8 protein-coding genes are annotated in these 15,613 nt (G+C 60.0%); 5 read left to right on the forward strand and 3 right to left on the reverse strand.

The window, feature by feature from the left end:
• Entirely contained in the window at window positions 1-1,035 is a 1,035-nt protein-coding gene (gene waaF, locus AC1DHT_RS21030; protein ID WP_427544080.1) for a lipopolysaccharide heptosyltransferase II, read from the reverse strand.
• A 124-nt stretch (window positions 1,036-1,159) separates the two neighbouring features.
• The gene (gene glnE / locus AC1DHT_RS21035) at window positions 1,160-4,099 is read right to left on the reverse strand and encodes a bifunctional [glutamate--ammonia ligase]-adenylyl-L-tyrosine phosphorylase/[glutamate--ammonia-ligase] adenylyltransferase (RefSeq protein ID WP_477761452.1); all 2,940 of its coding nucleotides are present in this window, start codon (window positions 4,097-4,099) and stop codon (window positions 1,160-1,162) included.
• Window positions 4,100-4,481: 382 nt separating this feature from the next.
• On the opposite strand from glnE, the gene aceE reads away from it, so the two are divergent.
• The 5 genes from aceE to msrA all read left to right on the forward strand — a co-directional run bounded on the left by aceE (window position 4,482) and on the right by msrA (window position 14,606).
• Complete coding sequence (aceE, locus tag AC1DHT_RS21040; protein ID WP_477761453.1) at window positions 4,482-7,127, forward strand: pyruvate dehydrogenase (acetyl-transferring), homodimeric type; 2,646 nt, start codon at window positions 4,482-4,484, stop codon at window positions 7,125-7,127.
• A gap of 11 nt (window positions 7,128-7,138) precedes the next feature.
• A complete protein-coding gene (gene aceF, locus AC1DHT_RS21045) occupies window positions 7,139-9,085 on the forward strand; it encodes a dihydrolipoyllysine-residue acetyltransferase (RefSeq protein ID WP_442114534.1) in 1,947 nt (648 codons plus the stop codon).
• Between the two features lie 335 nt (window positions 9,086-9,420).
• Entirely contained in the window at window positions 9,421-10,824 is a 1,404-nt protein-coding gene (locus AC1DHT_RS21050; RefSeq protein ID WP_427537945.1) for an alkaline phosphatase D family protein, read from the forward strand.
• A 363-nt stretch (window positions 10,825-11,187) separates the two neighbouring features.
• On the forward strand, window positions 11,188-13,881 hold the full coding sequence (locus AC1DHT_RS21055; protein ID WP_427537941.1) for a sensor domain-containing phosphodiesterase: 2,694 nt from the start codon (window positions 11,188-11,190) through the stop codon (window positions 13,879-13,881).
• A gap of 77 nt (window positions 13,882-13,958) precedes the next feature.
• Window positions 13,959-14,606 (forward strand): peptide-methionine (S)-S-oxide reductase MsrA, encoded by a 648-nt coding sequence (gene msrA, locus AC1DHT_RS21060; RefSeq protein WP_427534247.1) that lies wholly within the window; start codon window positions 13,959-13,961, stop codon window positions 14,604-14,606.
• 152 nt (window positions 14,607-14,758) lie between these two features.
• Here msrA and AC1DHT_RS21065 read toward each other — a convergent pair whose 3' ends face one another.
• Entirely contained in the window at window positions 14,759-15,595 is an 837-nt protein-coding gene (locus AC1DHT_RS21065; RefSeq protein WP_054595295.1) for a 23S rRNA (adenine(2030)-N(6))-methyltransferase RlmJ, read from the reverse strand.
• Window positions 15,596-15,613 lie beyond the last annotated feature (18 nt).

Below are 15,613 nucleotides of genomic sequence, written 5' to 3' on the forward strand. Positions count from 1 at the left end.
TTAACGGACCTCGACCGGAGCGCCTTGCAGGCGATCTAGGGCGTCGTTCACCGGTTGCGGCGTGAGCTGGCGCAAGCAGTTGTAATGACCGAAACGGCAGGTGCGATCGAAGCAAGGGCTGCACTCGATGCCCAGACGAACGATCTCGACCTTCTCGGCCAGCGGCGGCGTGAAGCCCGGCGACGTCGAACCGTAGACGGCCACCAGCGGACGGTTCAGCGCTGCCGCGACGTGCATCAGGCCGGAGTCGTTGGACACCACCGAATCGGCGCAGGACAGCAAGTCGATGGCCTCGGCCAGCGAAGTAGCGCCGCTGAGGTTCACCGACTCTTCACGCAGGCCCGGGATCAGTCGCGAGCGAATGTCTTCGCCGACCGCGTGATCGTTCTTCGAACCGAACAGCCAGACTTGCCAACCTTCGCGGATTTTCGCCTCGGCGACCTTGGCGTAGTGCTCCGACGGCCAGCGCTTGGACTCGCCGAACTCGGCACCCGGGCACAGCGCCAGCACCGGACGATCAAGGGCCAGATCGAACTTGGCCAGCGCAGCGTCGCGGCTGCTCGGGTCGATTTGCAGGCTCGGGCGCGGATACGGCTTGGGCAACTCGGCGCCCGACTCATAGGCGAGCGCCATGAAGCGCTCGATCATCAGCGGGTAACGCTCTTTATCAAGGGTGCGCACGTCGTTGAGCAAGCCGTAACGGAACTCGCCACGCCAACCGGTACGTTTCGGGATGCCGGCAAAGAACGGTACCAGTGCCGACTTGAGCGAATTGGGCAGCAGAATCGCCTGATCGTACTGGCCGGCCAGGGACTTGCCGATCCGCCGCCGCGTTGCCAGCTCCAGCACGCCGTGGCCGAGCGGAAAGCTCAAGGCCTGACGCACTTCGGGCATCCGCTCAAGGATCGGCCGACTCCACTCGGGTGCCAGCACGTCGATTTCGCACTGAGGATGACGCTGTTTCAGACACTGAAAGAGTGTCTGCGCCATCACCATGTCACCGACCCAACTGGGCCCAACGATCAGAATTTTCATGTGTTTTCCAAAAACAAACCGGGGAGGCATACGCCTCCCCGCCTCGAGAATCCTACAAAACGCTGTCGATCCACTGTGGGAGCGAGCCTGCTCGCGATGACGGCCTGACAGTCAACTTGGATGTTCAGCTTAACCCCAGCTCGCGCCAGATCCGCAACACTTCCCGTCGCTCGGCCACAAACTGGTCCCCCGGAATCACCCCGGCCTCATTCTGCAGGGCCTGGCGGTGAGCCGCCGCGCGGTAGGTTTTATAGGCCTCACGCAACAGGCTGGCGTCTTCGGCGGGCATCAACCCGACCTCCTCCAGACCTTCCAGAATGCGGATGTTATCCGTATAGCGGAGCAGCGAAGGGTGCGTGTCAGACCACGCCAAGGCGGCGTATTGCACCATAAATTCAATATCGACGATACCACCGGCGTCCTGCTTGAGGTCGAACGGAGCAGTGGCTTCAAAGGCGTTTGGCGCAGTCCCGGCAGCGGTGCCCTTGCTCCCCAGGTTGTCGCGCATCTTGGCGCGCATCTCACTGACTTCCTGACGCAGCTTGGGCAAATCGCGTGCACGGCCCAGGACTTTCGCCCGGACTTTCTCGAAGGCCTGGCCGACATCCTGACTGCCGACCAGCACCCGCGCCCGCACCAACGCCTGATGCTCCCAGGTCCAGGCTTCGTTTTCCTGATAACGCTCGAACGCCCCCAACGAACTGACCAACAACCCCGACGCACCGGAAGGGCGCAGGCGCATATCGACTTCGTACAGCTGGCCGGAGTTGGTCTGGGTGGTCAGCAAATGGATGATCCGCTGGCCCAGTCGGGTGAAGAACTGCGCGCCGTCGATCGGTTTCGGGCCGTCGGTTTCTGCCTGCGGATCACCATCATGGATGAACACCAGGTCGAGGTCCGAACCATGCCCCAACTCCAGGCCGCCGACCTTGCCATAACCGACAATGACGAAACCCGGGTCGCACAAGGTTCCGTCGGAACGCTGCGGTGAGCCGTACTTGGCGACCGTCTGGCGCCAGGCCAGGGCCAGCACTTGCTCCAGAATGGCTTCGGCGAGCCAGGTCAGGTAGTCGCTGACTTTCATCAGCGGCAGGCTGCCGGCAATTTCCGAGGCCGCCACCCGCAGGCGGTGCGCCAGCTTAAAGTGCCGCAAGGCTTCCATCTGTTGTTCAAGATCATCCTCGGGAATCCGCGTCAGCCGCTCGCGTAATTCAGCGGCCAACTCCGGTGCCAACGGTGGCTTGAATAGTCGCCCTTCGTTGAGCAATTCGTCGAGCAGCAGCGGGAAGCGAGTGATCTGCTCGGAAATCCATRGGCTGGCCGCACACAAGGTCAACAGGCGTCGCAGTGCGCCGGGATTTTCGGTGAGCAACACCAGATAAGCCGAGCGCCGCGCCACCGCTTCAACCAACGGCAACACGCGCTCCAGCACCAGGTCCGGGCTGGCATGTTCCACCGCTTGCGCCAGCAAACGAGGAATAAAGGCATCGAGTCGTTCGCGCCCCAGACGTTGCATCGCCCGCAATTGCGGACTGCTGCGCAGGCTGGCAAGCATTTTCAGGGCCTTGGGCGCATCGACAAAACCGCCCTCTTCCAACTGACGGCAAGCAGCCTCTTCATCCTGGGCTTCCTCCCAGAGCGGCAACCATTCACCGCCGACCACCACTTCGCTCTCCTCGCCGTCCTCTTCATCCGGGTCAGCGATCACTTGACGGAAGTGCCAGTCGACCCGGCCGCGCCAATACATCAGTTGCTCATGGAACGCCGTCCAATTGGCGAAACCCATCATAAAAGCAATGCGCGCCTGATCCTGCTCGCCATGCGGGAGCATTTGCGTCTGACGGTCGGCAATCGCCTGGATCGCGTGCTCGGTGTAGCGCAGGAATTCGTAACCTTCGCGCAGCTCGCTGATCACCGCTGGCGGCAGGTAACCCTGCCCTTCCAGCGTGCTGAGTACTTTTAATAGTGGACGCTGCTGCAAACTCAGGTCGCGCCCCCCGTGAATCAGCTGGAAGGCCTGCGCGATAAATTCAACTTCGCGAATGCCGCCGGAGCCCAGCTTGATGTTGTCGGCCATGCCTTTGCGCCGGACTTCCTGCTGAATCAGCTGCTTCATGGTGCGCAGTGCTTCGATGGCCGAGAAATCCAGGTAACGCCGGTAAACGAACGGCCGCAGCATGTCGAGCAATTGCGCCCCCGCCGCCTGATCACCGGCCACCACCCGCGCCTTGATCATCGCGTAACGCTCCCAGTCGCGACCCTGGTCCTGGTAGTACTGCTCCAATGCGTTGAAGCTGAGCACCAGCGCGCCGGATGAACCGTACGGCCGCAAGCGCATGTCGACGCGGAATACAAAACCGTCGACGGTCATCGGGTCCAGCGCCTTGATCAACCGCTGGCCCAGGCGAATGAAGAATTCCTGGTTATCCAATGGACGCTTTACGCCGACCGTCTCGCCGCCTTCGGGGTAAGCGAAGATCAAATCGATGTCCGACGACAGGTTGAGCTCCACTGCACCAAGCTTGCCCATCCCGAGGATGACCATTTGCTGCGGCTCGCCACTGCGCCGCCCGGTGGGCGTACCAAATTGCTGGCAATGGCGCTGATACAACCATTGATAAGCCTGATCGATGCTCGCATCGGCCATGTCCGAGAGGTCACGGCAGGTCTGGATCAGATCCGCCTGGCGGGTCAGGTCGCGCCAGATGATCCGCACTTGCTGACGGTTACGCTGACGGCGCAATACGCGACCCAACTCATCGTCGGTGGTGGCCACCTGCACAGCGGCGGCGATCTGAGCGCACATTTCACCGGCGGTGAAACTTCGGTCGAGTTCGCCGGACTGCACAAGCTCAAGCAACATCAAAGGGTCACGCAGGCTCTGCTCAATGACAAAATCACTGGCCGCTGTCACTCGGGCAAACGCTGCCCAGCGCTCTGGCGACCAGGTCGACAGGCCATGATCATCGTCAAACAGGGCAACAGCGGCACGGAACGACTGCTCGGCGCGGCTGGCAAGCGGAAGAAGAATGGCCGGCAGTTCGGTAAGCGAAGGAAGGCTCATGGTCTATCCTTGATCGGCGTAGAAAGGGCTGTCTGTAGTGAATACATGAAATGCACTACGCAAAGGACTGTCGAACAAAAGTTAGAAATAGCTGAAATTTCGTTTTTTTTGGCAGCCAGCATCAAACTTTCACCTATCTCGGTTAGCTAAAGACCAACAGTAACGATTATTCTTACAACGAAGCAGGAGGCCACACGCCCATCCTCTGTAGTTTTACTACTCGTCTATACATTCGAAAGGCTGAAATGGCCGAGGATTTGTAGTAAAACTACACGCCGCCGAATCAACCTCCGGCATTCCAAGAATTTATAACGTCTGCCCACAAGGCCAGTCGCTAACTCAGGCAACCGATTCTGGAAGCCTTTCCGCCCTGGAGCAAGCCATGCAAGACCTCGATCCCGTCGAAACCCAGGAATGGCTGGACGCCCTGGAATCGGTTCTCGACAAAGAAGGCGAAGACCGTGCTCACTATCTGATGACCCGTATGGGCGAACTCGCAACCCGCAGCGGTTCGCAATTGCCTTACGCCATCACCACGCCATACCGCAACACCATTCCCGTTACCCACGAAGCACGCATGCCTGGCGACCTGTTCATGGAACGCCGCATTCGCTCGCTGGTACGCTGGAACGCGATGGCCATGGTGATGCGTACGAACCTGAAAGATTCTGACCTGGGCGGTCACATCTCCAGCTTCGCTTCCAGCGCAACCCTGTACGACATTGGCTTCAACTATTTCTTCCAGGCCCCGACCGACGAACACGGCGGCGACCTGATCTACTTCCAGGGCCACACCTCGCCAGGCGTTTACGCCCGTGCATTCATGGAAGGCCGCATCACCGAAGACCAGATGAACAACTTCCGCCAGGAAGTCGATGGTCAGGGCCTGTCGTCCTACCCTCACCCATGGCTGATGCCTGACTTCTGGCAGTTCCCGACCGTATCCATGGGTCTGGGCCCGATCCAGGCGATCTACCAGGCACGCTTCATGAAGTACCTGGAACACCGTGGCTTCATCCAGCCAGGCAAACAGAAAGTCTGGTGCTTCCTGGGCGACGGCGAGTGCGACGAGCCGGAATCCCTGGGCGCGATCTCCCTGGCCGGCCGCGAGAAGCTGGACAACCTGATCTTCGTCATCAACTGCAACCTGCAGCGCCTCGACGGCCCGGTTCGCGGCAATGGCAAGATCATCCAGGAACTCGAAGGCGTGTTCCGCGGTGCCCAGTGGAACGTGACCAAAGTCATCTGGGGCCGCTTCTGGGACCCACTGCTGGCCAAGGACGTCGACGGCATTCTGCAACGCCGCATGGACGAAGTTATCGACGGCGAGTACCAGAACTACAAAGCCAAAGACGGCGCGTTCGTGCGTGAACACTTCTTCAACACGCCAGAACTCAAGGCGATGGTTGCCGATCTGTCCGACGACGAGATCTGGAAGCTCAACCGTGGCGGCCACGACCCGTACAAGGTCTACGCGGCGTACCACGAAGCGGTCAACCACAAAGAACAACCGACCGTCATCCTGGCCAAGACCATCAAGGGTTATGGCACCGGTGCCGGCGAAGCGAAAAACACTGCGCACAACACCAAGAAAGTCGATGTCGAGAGCCTGAAGTTGTTCCGCGACCGCTTCGACATTCCGGTCAAGGACGCAGAGCTGGAAAACCTGCCGTTCTTCAAACCGGAAGAAGGCAGCGCCGAAGCCCGCTACCTGAGCGAGCGCCGTACCGCACTGGGCGGTTTCGTGCCTCAGCGTCGCGCCAAGAGCTTCAACATCCCGACGCCTCCACTGGACACCCTCAAGGCGATCCTGGACGGCTCGGGCGACCGTGAAATTTCCACCACCATGGCCTTCGTGCGGATCCTCGCGCAACTGGTCAAGGACAAGGAAATCGGTCCACGCATCGTACCGATCATCCCGGACGAAGCCCGCACCTTCGGTATGGAAGGCATGTTCCGTCAGTTGGGCATCTACTCCTCCGTCGGCCAGCTCTACGAGCCAGTCGATAAAGACCAGGTGATGTTCTACAAGGAAGACCAGAAGGGCCAAATCCTCGAAGAAGGCATCAACGAAGCGGGCGCCATGAGCTCCTTCATCGCCGCCGGTACTTCGTACTCCAGCCACAACCAGCCGATGCTGCCGTTCTACATCTTCTACTCGATGTTCGGCTTCCAGCGTATCGGCGACCTGGCCTGGGCCGCTGGCGACAGCCGTACCCGTGGCTTCCTGATCGGCGGCACCGCCGGCCGGACCACGCTGAACGGCGAAGGCCTGCAACACGAAGACGGTCACAGCCACATCCTGGCTGCCACCATCCCGAACTGCCGCACCTATGATCCAACCTACGGCTACGAGCTGGCGGTGATCATCCAGGACGGTATGAAGAAGATGACCGAAGAGCAGCAGGACGTTTTCTACTACATCACCGTGATGAACGAGTCCTACCAGCAGCCAGCCATGCCGGCCGGCGTGGAAGAGGGCATCATCAAGGGCATGTACCTGCTTGAAGAAGACACCCGCGAAGCGGCGCACCACGTTCAGCTGATGGGCTCCGGCACCATCCTGCGTGAAGTCCGTGAAGCGGCGAAGATTCTGCGTGAAGAGTTCAACGTCGGCGCTGACGTGTGGAGCGTTACCAGCTTCAACGAACTGCGTCGCGATGGCCTGGCCGTAGAGCGCACCAACCGTCTGCACCCTGGCCAGAAGCCTAAGCGCAGCTACGTTGAAGACTGCCTGATCGGCCGTAAAGGCCCGGTCATTGCATCGACCGATTACATGAAGCTGTTCGCCGAGCAGATCCGTCAGTGGGTTCCGTCCAAGGAATTCAAAGTGCTGGGCACCGACGGTTTCGGCCGCAGCGACAGCCGCAAAAAACTGCGTCATTTCTTCGAAGTCGACCGTCATTTCGTGGTGTTGRCAGCCCTTGAAGCACTGGCTGACCGTGGCGACATCGAACCTAAGGTGGTGGCTGAAGCCATCGTCAAGTTCGGTATCGACCCGGCAAAACGCAACCCACTGGACTGCTGAGGAGAGACTCTGTGAGCGAACTCATTCGCGTACCTGACATCGGCAGCGGTGAAGGTGAAGTAATTGAACTGTTTGTGAAGGTCGGCGACCGTATCGAAGCCGATCAGAGCATCCTGACGCTGGAATCGGACAAGGCGAGCATGGAAGTGCCTGCGCCCAAGGCCGGCATCATCAAAAGCCTGAAAGTGAAGCTGGGCGATCGCCTGAAAGAAGGCGACGAACTGCTGGAACTGGAAGTCGAAGGTGCCGCTGCGGCGGCCGCTGCGCCTGCTGCCAAAGCTGAAGCCAAACCGGCTGCCGCACCTGCGCCGGCGGCGCCTGCTGCCGCACCGGCTGCTGCCAGCATTCAGCAAGTGCACGTGCCGGACATCGGTTCGGCGGGCAAGGCCCAGATCATCGAGATCCAGGTCAAGGTCGGCGACACCGTCGAGGCTGATCAGTCGCTGATCACCCTGGAATCCGACAAGGCCAGCATGGAAATCCCTTCGCCCGCCGCTGGCGTGGTCAAGGCCATCAGCGTCAAGCTCAACGACGAAGTCGGCACGGGCGATCTGATTCTGGATCTGGAAGTGGCGGGTGCTGCGGCCCCTGCTGCTGCCGCTCCAGCCCAGGCTGCTGCGCCTGCTGCCGCTGCTCCGGCGCCAGCCGCTGCGGCTCCGGCTGCACCGGTTGCCGACAGCGTTCAGGACATCCACGTCCCGGACATCGGTTCGGCAGGCAAGGCCAAGATCATCGAAGTACTGGTCAAGGCTGGCGACACCGTTGCCGCCGACCAGTCGCTGATCACCCTGGAATCCGACAAGGCGAGCATGGAAATCCCATCGCCTGCCGCTGGCGTGGTGGAAAGTATTTCCATCAAGCTGGATGACGAAGTCGGTACCGGCGACCTGATCCTGAAGCTGAAAGTCAAAGGCGCGGCACCTGCTGCAGCCCCGGCTCCAGCCGCTGCCGCTCCGAGCGCTCCTGCTGCTGCACCTGCCGCTCAGGCTGCAGCCGCGCCTGCAGTTGCCGCCCCGGCCGCTGCTCCAGCCAAGCCTGGCGCCAAGGTTCACGCAGGTCCTGCGGTGCGCCAACTGGCCCGTGAATTCGGCGTCGAACTGAGCGCGGTCAGCCCAAGCGGCCCACACGGTCGCGTGCTGAAAGAAGACGTGCAGGTTTACGTCAAAGCCATGATGCAGAAGGCCAAGGAAGCACCGGCCGCTGGTGGCGCAACCGGCGGCGCGGGCATCCCGCCGATTCCGGTTGTGGACTTCAGTCGCTTCGGTGAAATCGAAGAAGTGCCGATGACCCGCCTGATGCAGGCTGGCGCCGCCAACCTGCACCGCAGCTGGCTGAACGTGCCTCACGTGACCCAGTTCGATTCGGCTGACATCACTGAGCTGGAAGCTTTCCGTGTCGCACAGAAAGCCGTGGCCGAGAAAGCTGGCGTCAAGCTGACCGTACTGCCACTGCTGCTCAAGTCCTGCGCACACCTGCTCAAGGAGCTGCCGGACTTCAACAGCTCGCTGGCGCCAAGCGGCAAAGCGATCATCCGCAAGAAATACGTGAACATCGGCTTCGCCGTCGACACCCCTGAAGGCCTGCTGGTACCGGTCATCAAGAACGTCGACCAGAAGAGCCTGCTGCAACTGGCTGCCGAAGCCGCTTCCCTGGCTGAAAAAGCCCGGACCAAGAAGCTCTCGGCAGACGAGATGCAAGGTGCCTGCTTCACGATTTCCAGCCTCGGGCACATTGGCGGCACCGGCTTCACGCCGATCGTCAACGCGCCGGAAGTGGCAATCCTCGGTGTTTCCAAGGCAACCATCCAGCCAGTCTGGGACGGCAAAGCCTTCCAGCCGAAACTGATGCTGCCACTGTCGCTGTCCTACGATCACCGTGTGATCAACGGCGCCGCTGCCGCACGCTTCACCAAGCGTCTGAGCGATCTGCTGGGCGACATCCGCACCATTCTGCTGTAAGACCGGGCGGCCCTCCTTCACCGGAGGGCCACTCGCGTTCCACGTTTTCCGAGCGCCACGCTCGTACCTCAACCCCGCCAATTTGGCGGGGCTTTTTTTGCCTGAAAAACACCCGCCACTTCAGCATGCCGTCAACGGTCGATTAAGCGCTGTATGTATTCCTACCGCCGATAATAGTCGGGACTACTTTCGTGGCTTATTCAGACCACAGCCAAAGTCCACTTGCCTATCAATATTTATCGCCCAACGAACCATAGGATAGCGCCAACAGAGTGCACTAACCGCCTCCACAAAACTTTATAACTTTCACCGCTACATTTCGAATGGACTCGAAAATGTTCAAACCGACTGTTGGTCCGATTATTGGCCACACAACAACTAACCACGCTCGTATTTTTTTACGCGGTGATGCAGAAAACAATGCCCCGGTCTTTGCGGGAATACGTTATCGCCGCGCCGCTGATGCACACTGGTCCAAAGGCCTGTTTGTTGCTTTAACCGCACGTCACGACCTGTCCGACGTTATTGCGCTCAACAACCTCGACGCCGATACCGCCTACGAGTACCAGGCTGGCTGGTTCAGCACCATGAGCCCGGTGCACACCGTGGAAACGGTGCAAGAACTCCCCCTGCAATGGCCGAAAGAAATCTATCGTTTTCGTACCGCATCAAGCAAAACCACCGCAGCACGCGGCTATATCGTTGGCTCATGCCGTTACCTGCGCATGACACTGGGTGTGCCATCGGCACCCGCCAAGGGCGATAGAATTTTTGCCGCCATCAACACACTGGCTAAACAATCATCACCACCGATCAGCGCTCTGCTGATGACGGGCGATCAGGTTTATATCGATGACCTGAATATTATTGCTCCTGATCGAGAATACAAGGACATTCTCAGCAAGTACCGCACCGCTTTTTCTCAGCCGCATATTCGAAACTTGATGGCGTCACTCCCGACCTACATGATCCTGGATGACCACGAGATAGAAGACAATTGGCCAGCCAATGAAAGCAAAAACGATAAGTTCCTCTACACAAACGCAACAAGGGCGTATGAGTTATATCAGGCCAGCCACAGTCCTGTTCACGAGTTACTACCCAACGGGCAACCCAGCCGAGAACTAAAACAGTACTGGTATCAGTTTTCCGAAGGGGATATCGAATGGTTCGTGACCGACAGTCGAACCCGACGCACGCTCTCGGCCGACGATCGACGCATCCTCGATGCGGAGCAAGAGCAAGCCCTGCTCAAATGGCTGATCAACAGCCCGGCACGGGTCAAGTTCGTGGTCACCAGCGTGATGCTCTACCCCGACCGCAAGCACTATGGCGACGACGCCTGGCAAGCCTTTCCCGAGCAGCGTCTGCGCCTGCTGGAAACCATCCGGACCCACAAGATCAGGAACGTCATCATTGTTTCCGGTGATGTTCATGGTTCGCTCACCAGCCGCCTGAGTCACAGCGAGGACCCGGACTTCGAGGTTCACACCATCGTCTCGTCGCCTCTGTGCAACAGCGCGCTGCTGCCCTACGCCAAAGCCTCGACCTTCGTACTCGACCAACCCTTGGTGCAGACCGTTACGGGCGACTATTACCACCAACTGACCAGTAACGTGGTCAGCCAGGATAACTTTGCGCACCTGGTGGTCGACGCGCAGCACATACAAGTGACTTACCACGACGCGAATGGCAACGCCCTGCAATCGATAAGCATCGCACTGCGCAGCACTCTATAGAACGGAAATACGGTAAAACACTGCTCCCGTAGCAGCTGCCGAGCCCGCGAGGCTGCGTTCGGCTGCGAAGCAGACGTTGAATCAGCTAACGGGCTCTTTCAGGCAAACCGCGTACCCAGGATTTACGAGGACTTAGTCCGAACGCGGCCCGCCTCGAACGCAGCCTCGCGGGCTCGGCAGCTGCTACAGGAGCCGGCGCAAGCAACTTATTGCAGAAATGTGGTTGCCTGCCGATACAGTCTTATAGCACTTAGCCTTCATCCTTACTTGTCAGTCAGTGCAGCATGATGCAACCTTGCCGCAGGCAACAGTAAAGAGGGCGCGAGCCCGGCGCGATCAGCATTTTCGAAGCGAGTTTCTTCCATGAAAAGCCATCCCGATGCCGCCAGCCGTATGGTGGCCGAGGTAGTGACGCAGTTGCCCGTGCCCTCGCGGCTCGGCATGCTGCGTTTCGAGCGGCTGAATGAACCAAGCTGGGCGCTGCTGTTCCTTGACCCAAACTGCGAACGCCAGTTCGGTTTGCCCGCTGTCGAGCTGTGCGCTCTGGTCGGCTCACCCTATGCGAGCCTGATGGAGCCCGAAGCGCGCTATCAGTTGCACGATGCGATCCAGCAACAATTGACCGCAAGCCCGCATTATCTGGTCCGCTACACGCTGCACACCGCCCAAGGCTCCCTCAGCCTGCTCGAATTGGGCGAAGCCTACAAACAACACAATCGCCACCTGCTACGCGGCTATTTGCTGGTGGTCGACGGTTTGTTTACCGATGATCCGCTGCTACCGGCGCTGGACCTCGAAACCCAGAACTCGCGCCTGCAGATTGCCCTGGAACTGAACCAGCGCGCCCAGCAGGAACAACTGCTGCACCTGGATCGCGTTCGCGCCCAGCAAGACCTGATCCTGCTGCTCGCCCGCCAGCGCTACAGCACCGGCAACTCCCTGCAAGAAGCCGCCGAACTGATCACCCGCAGCGCCTGCGAGATCTACGAAATCGACTGCGCGAGCCTGTGGAACCTCGAAGACCAGAAGCTGGTACCGATTTCCGCCTACCACCGCGCCTCTCAAGAGTACTGGTTACCGGACGTGATTGACGCCAGCAACTTCCCGGATTACCTGGAAGCCTTGCACACCAGCCGCGCAATCGACGCCCACAATGCCATGCGCGACCCGCGCACCCGGGGCATGGCCGAGAGCCTGCGCCCGCGCGACGTCAATGCCATGCTCGACGCCAGCATCCGTGTCGATGGTCAGGTAGTTGGTGTGCTGTGCCTGGAACAAACCGGCATGACCCGCGCCTGGCAGTCGGACGAGATCGCCTTCGCCGGCGAGCTGGCCGACCAGTTCGCCCAGGTCATCAACAACCATAACCGCCGCACTGCCACCAGCGCCCTGCATCTGTTCCAGCGCGCGGTCGAGCAAAGTGCCAACGCCTTTTTGCTGGTCAATTGCGACGGCGTGGTCGAGTACGTCAACCCGAGCTTCACCGCGATCACCCAGTACAGCACCGAAGAAGTCCACGGCCATCGGCTGTCGGAACTGCCGGCGCTGGAGAACCTCAGCGAACTGCTGTTCGACGCGCCTTCAAGCCTGGCCAAGAGCAACAGCTGGCAGGGCGAGTTCAAGAGCCGACGCAAAAACCTCGAACCGTACTGGGGCCAGCTGTCGATCTCCAAGGTCTACGGCGACAATCGTGAACTGACCCACTACATCGGCATCTACGAAGACATCACCCAGACCAAGCTCGCCCAGCAACGTATCGAGCGCCTGGCCTACACCGACAACCTGACCAACCTGGGCAACCGTCCGGCGTTCATCCGCAACCTCGACGAGCGTTTCGCCCGCGACAGCGACAGCCCGATCTGCCTGCTGCTGGTGGACATCGACAACTTCAAGCGGATCAATGACAGCCTCGGCCATCAGACCGGCGACAAACTGCTGATCAGCCTGGCCCGGCGGCTGCGCAACAGCCTGAGCCCGAGCGGCAGCCTGGCGCGTTTCGCCAGTAACGAGTTCGCGGTGCTGCTCGACGACACCCACCTTGTAGCCGGCCAACAGATCGCCAGCCAATTGTTGATGACGCTGGATAAGCCGATGTTCGTCGACAACCAGTTGATCAGCGTTACGGGCTCCGTGGGCCTGGCCTGTGCGCCACTGCACGGCCGCGATCCGCAGACCCTGATGCGTAACGCGGGGCTCGCGCTGCACAAGGCCAAGGCCAACGGCAAACATCAGGTTCAGGTGTTTACCGAAGCGCTGAACGCCGAGGCCAGCTACAAGCTGTTCGTGGAAAACAACCTGCGCCGCGCCCTGACCCAGAACGAGCTGGACGTGTTCTATCAGCCCAAGTTGTGCCTGCGCTCCGGGCGCTTGCTGGGAATGGAAGCGTTGCTGCGCTGGAACCATCCGGAAAAGGGCATGATCCGCCCGGATCAGTTCATCAGCGTCGCCGAAGAAACCGGCCTGATCATTCCCATCGGCAAATGGATTGCCCGTCAGGCGTGTCGCATGAGCAAAGAGCTGACCGCCGCCGGACTCGGCAATTTGCAGGTGGCGATCAACCTGTCGCCCAAGCAGTTTTCCGATCCGGACCTGGTTTCGTCGATTGCCAACATCCTCAAGGAAGAACAGCTGCCCGCGCGCTTGCTGGAGCTGGAACTGACCGAAGGCCTGCTGCTGGAAGCCACCGAAGATACCCACTTGCAGCTCGACCAACTCAAGCGTCTGGGCCTGACCCTGGCCATGGACGACTTCGGCACCGGTTATTCATCGCTCAGCTACCTGAAAAAATTCCCGATCGACATCATCAAGATCGATCGCAGCTTCATCCATGAAATCCCGGACAACCAGGACGACATGGAAATCACCTCGGCCGTGATCGCCATGGCCCATAACCTCAAGATCAAAGTGGTCGCCGAAGGTATCGAAACCGCCGAACAACTGGCGTTCCTCCGTCGCCACCGTTGCGATGTCGGCCAGGGCTACCTGTTCGACCGGCCGATCCCGGGCGCCGAGCTGATCGAGAAGCTCAAACGCTATCCGCGTGGCCCAATCGCCTGACAGCGCTGTAACACTCGGGCACACTGTGGGTCTTATTGCGTATATCGCTCATCCCAACCTGACTGAGAGGACTGATCATGGTTCTGCGCTCGGAAATCCTGGTGAACAAAAACGTGCTCCCGACTAAAGAACAAGCGCTGCCTGGCCGCGAAACCCCGATAAAAGTACCGGACGAACACTTCGTCAACGGCCATCCGCTGCTGGGTCCGTTTCCGGGCAATGTGGACTTCGCGATCTTCGGCCTGGGTTGCTTCTGGGGCGCAGAGCGGCGCTTCTGGCAGCGCGAAGGTGTGTACAGCACAGCCGTGGGTTACGCCGGTGGCTTCACCCCGAACCCGACCTACGAAGAAGTCTGCTCGGGCCTGACCGGCCACAGCGAAGTCGTGCTCGTGGTCTACGAGCCGGAAAAGGTCAGCTACGAACAATTGCTGGCGATGTTCTGGGAACTGCACAACCCGACTCAGGGCATGCGCCAGGGCAACGACATCGGCACCCAGTACCGCTCGGTGATCTACGCCACCAACCCAAGCCAATTGGCAGCGGCCAAGGCCAGCAAGGAAGTGTTCCAGGCTGAACTGACCAAGGCCGGCCTCGGCACTATCACCACTGAAATCGAAGAAGCCCCGACGTTCTACTACGCCGAGGCCTATCACCAGCAATACCTGGCAAAAAACCCTGAAGGGTATTGCGGGATTGGCGGTACGGGCGTGACCTGCCCGATTTGATGGGTGAACACAGTACCTGTGGCGAGGGAGCTTGCTCCCGCTGGGGCGCGAAGCGGCCCTAAAATCAGTGACAATGTTCTTTCAGATAGAACCTGTATACCGATTTTACGACTGCTTCGCAGCCGAGCGGGAGCAAGCTCCCTCGCCACACATTACTCAGCGATCAACCAATCCATCTGCCACCCGCCCTGGGTCTGGCCAAGCTTCTTCGACAGCCACGGCAGCAACTCGCGCAACTCTTCCTCAAGCCCCCACGGCGGATTGGCAATCGCCAGCCCTGAACCGTTCAGGCTGTTCGGCGTATCCAGCGGATGCACCAGCAACTCCACGCGCAACAACTTCGGCGCACCGGTGCCCGCCAGGTCCTGATAGAAACGACGCAACATGCGCTGATCCTTCACCGGGTACCAGATCGCCGCCACGGTTTGACGCATCCGGCCAATCGCCTCTTTCAGCGACGCGGCGCAACGCTGCATTTCGTCGAGCTTCTCGAACGGCGGATCAATCAGCATCAACCCACGCTTCTCCGGCACCGGCAACAGCGCCCGTGGCACGTGCCAGCCTTCGCCCAGGTGCACTTTGACTCGGCGATCGCCCTTCATGTTGTCCTTGAGCAACAACCCGTCTTCCGGGTGCTTCTCGTTGAGCAATACCCGGTCCTGCGGACGGGTCAAACGCCGCGCCAGCTCAGGCGAGCCCGGGTAGTAGCGCAACTCGCCATCCGGGTTCATCTCATGCAAGACGCGCATGTAATCGGCGGTCAGCGGCGGCAGATCCTGCTCGCCCCACAAGCGTGCGATGCCTTCCAGGTATTCACCGGTACGGCTCGCCTGATCGCCCTGCAGGTCATACAGACCAATGCCGGCGTGGGTGTCGAGATAGGCAAACGGCTGCTCCTTGCGCGACATCAAGGCGATGAGGCGGGTCAAGGTCAGGTGTTTGAACACATCGGCGTGATTGCCGGCGTGGAAGGCGTGACGATAATTCATGGCTGCTCCTGCGAAGGA

This window comes from Pseudomonas sp. 05N432 (assembly GCF_056396945.1).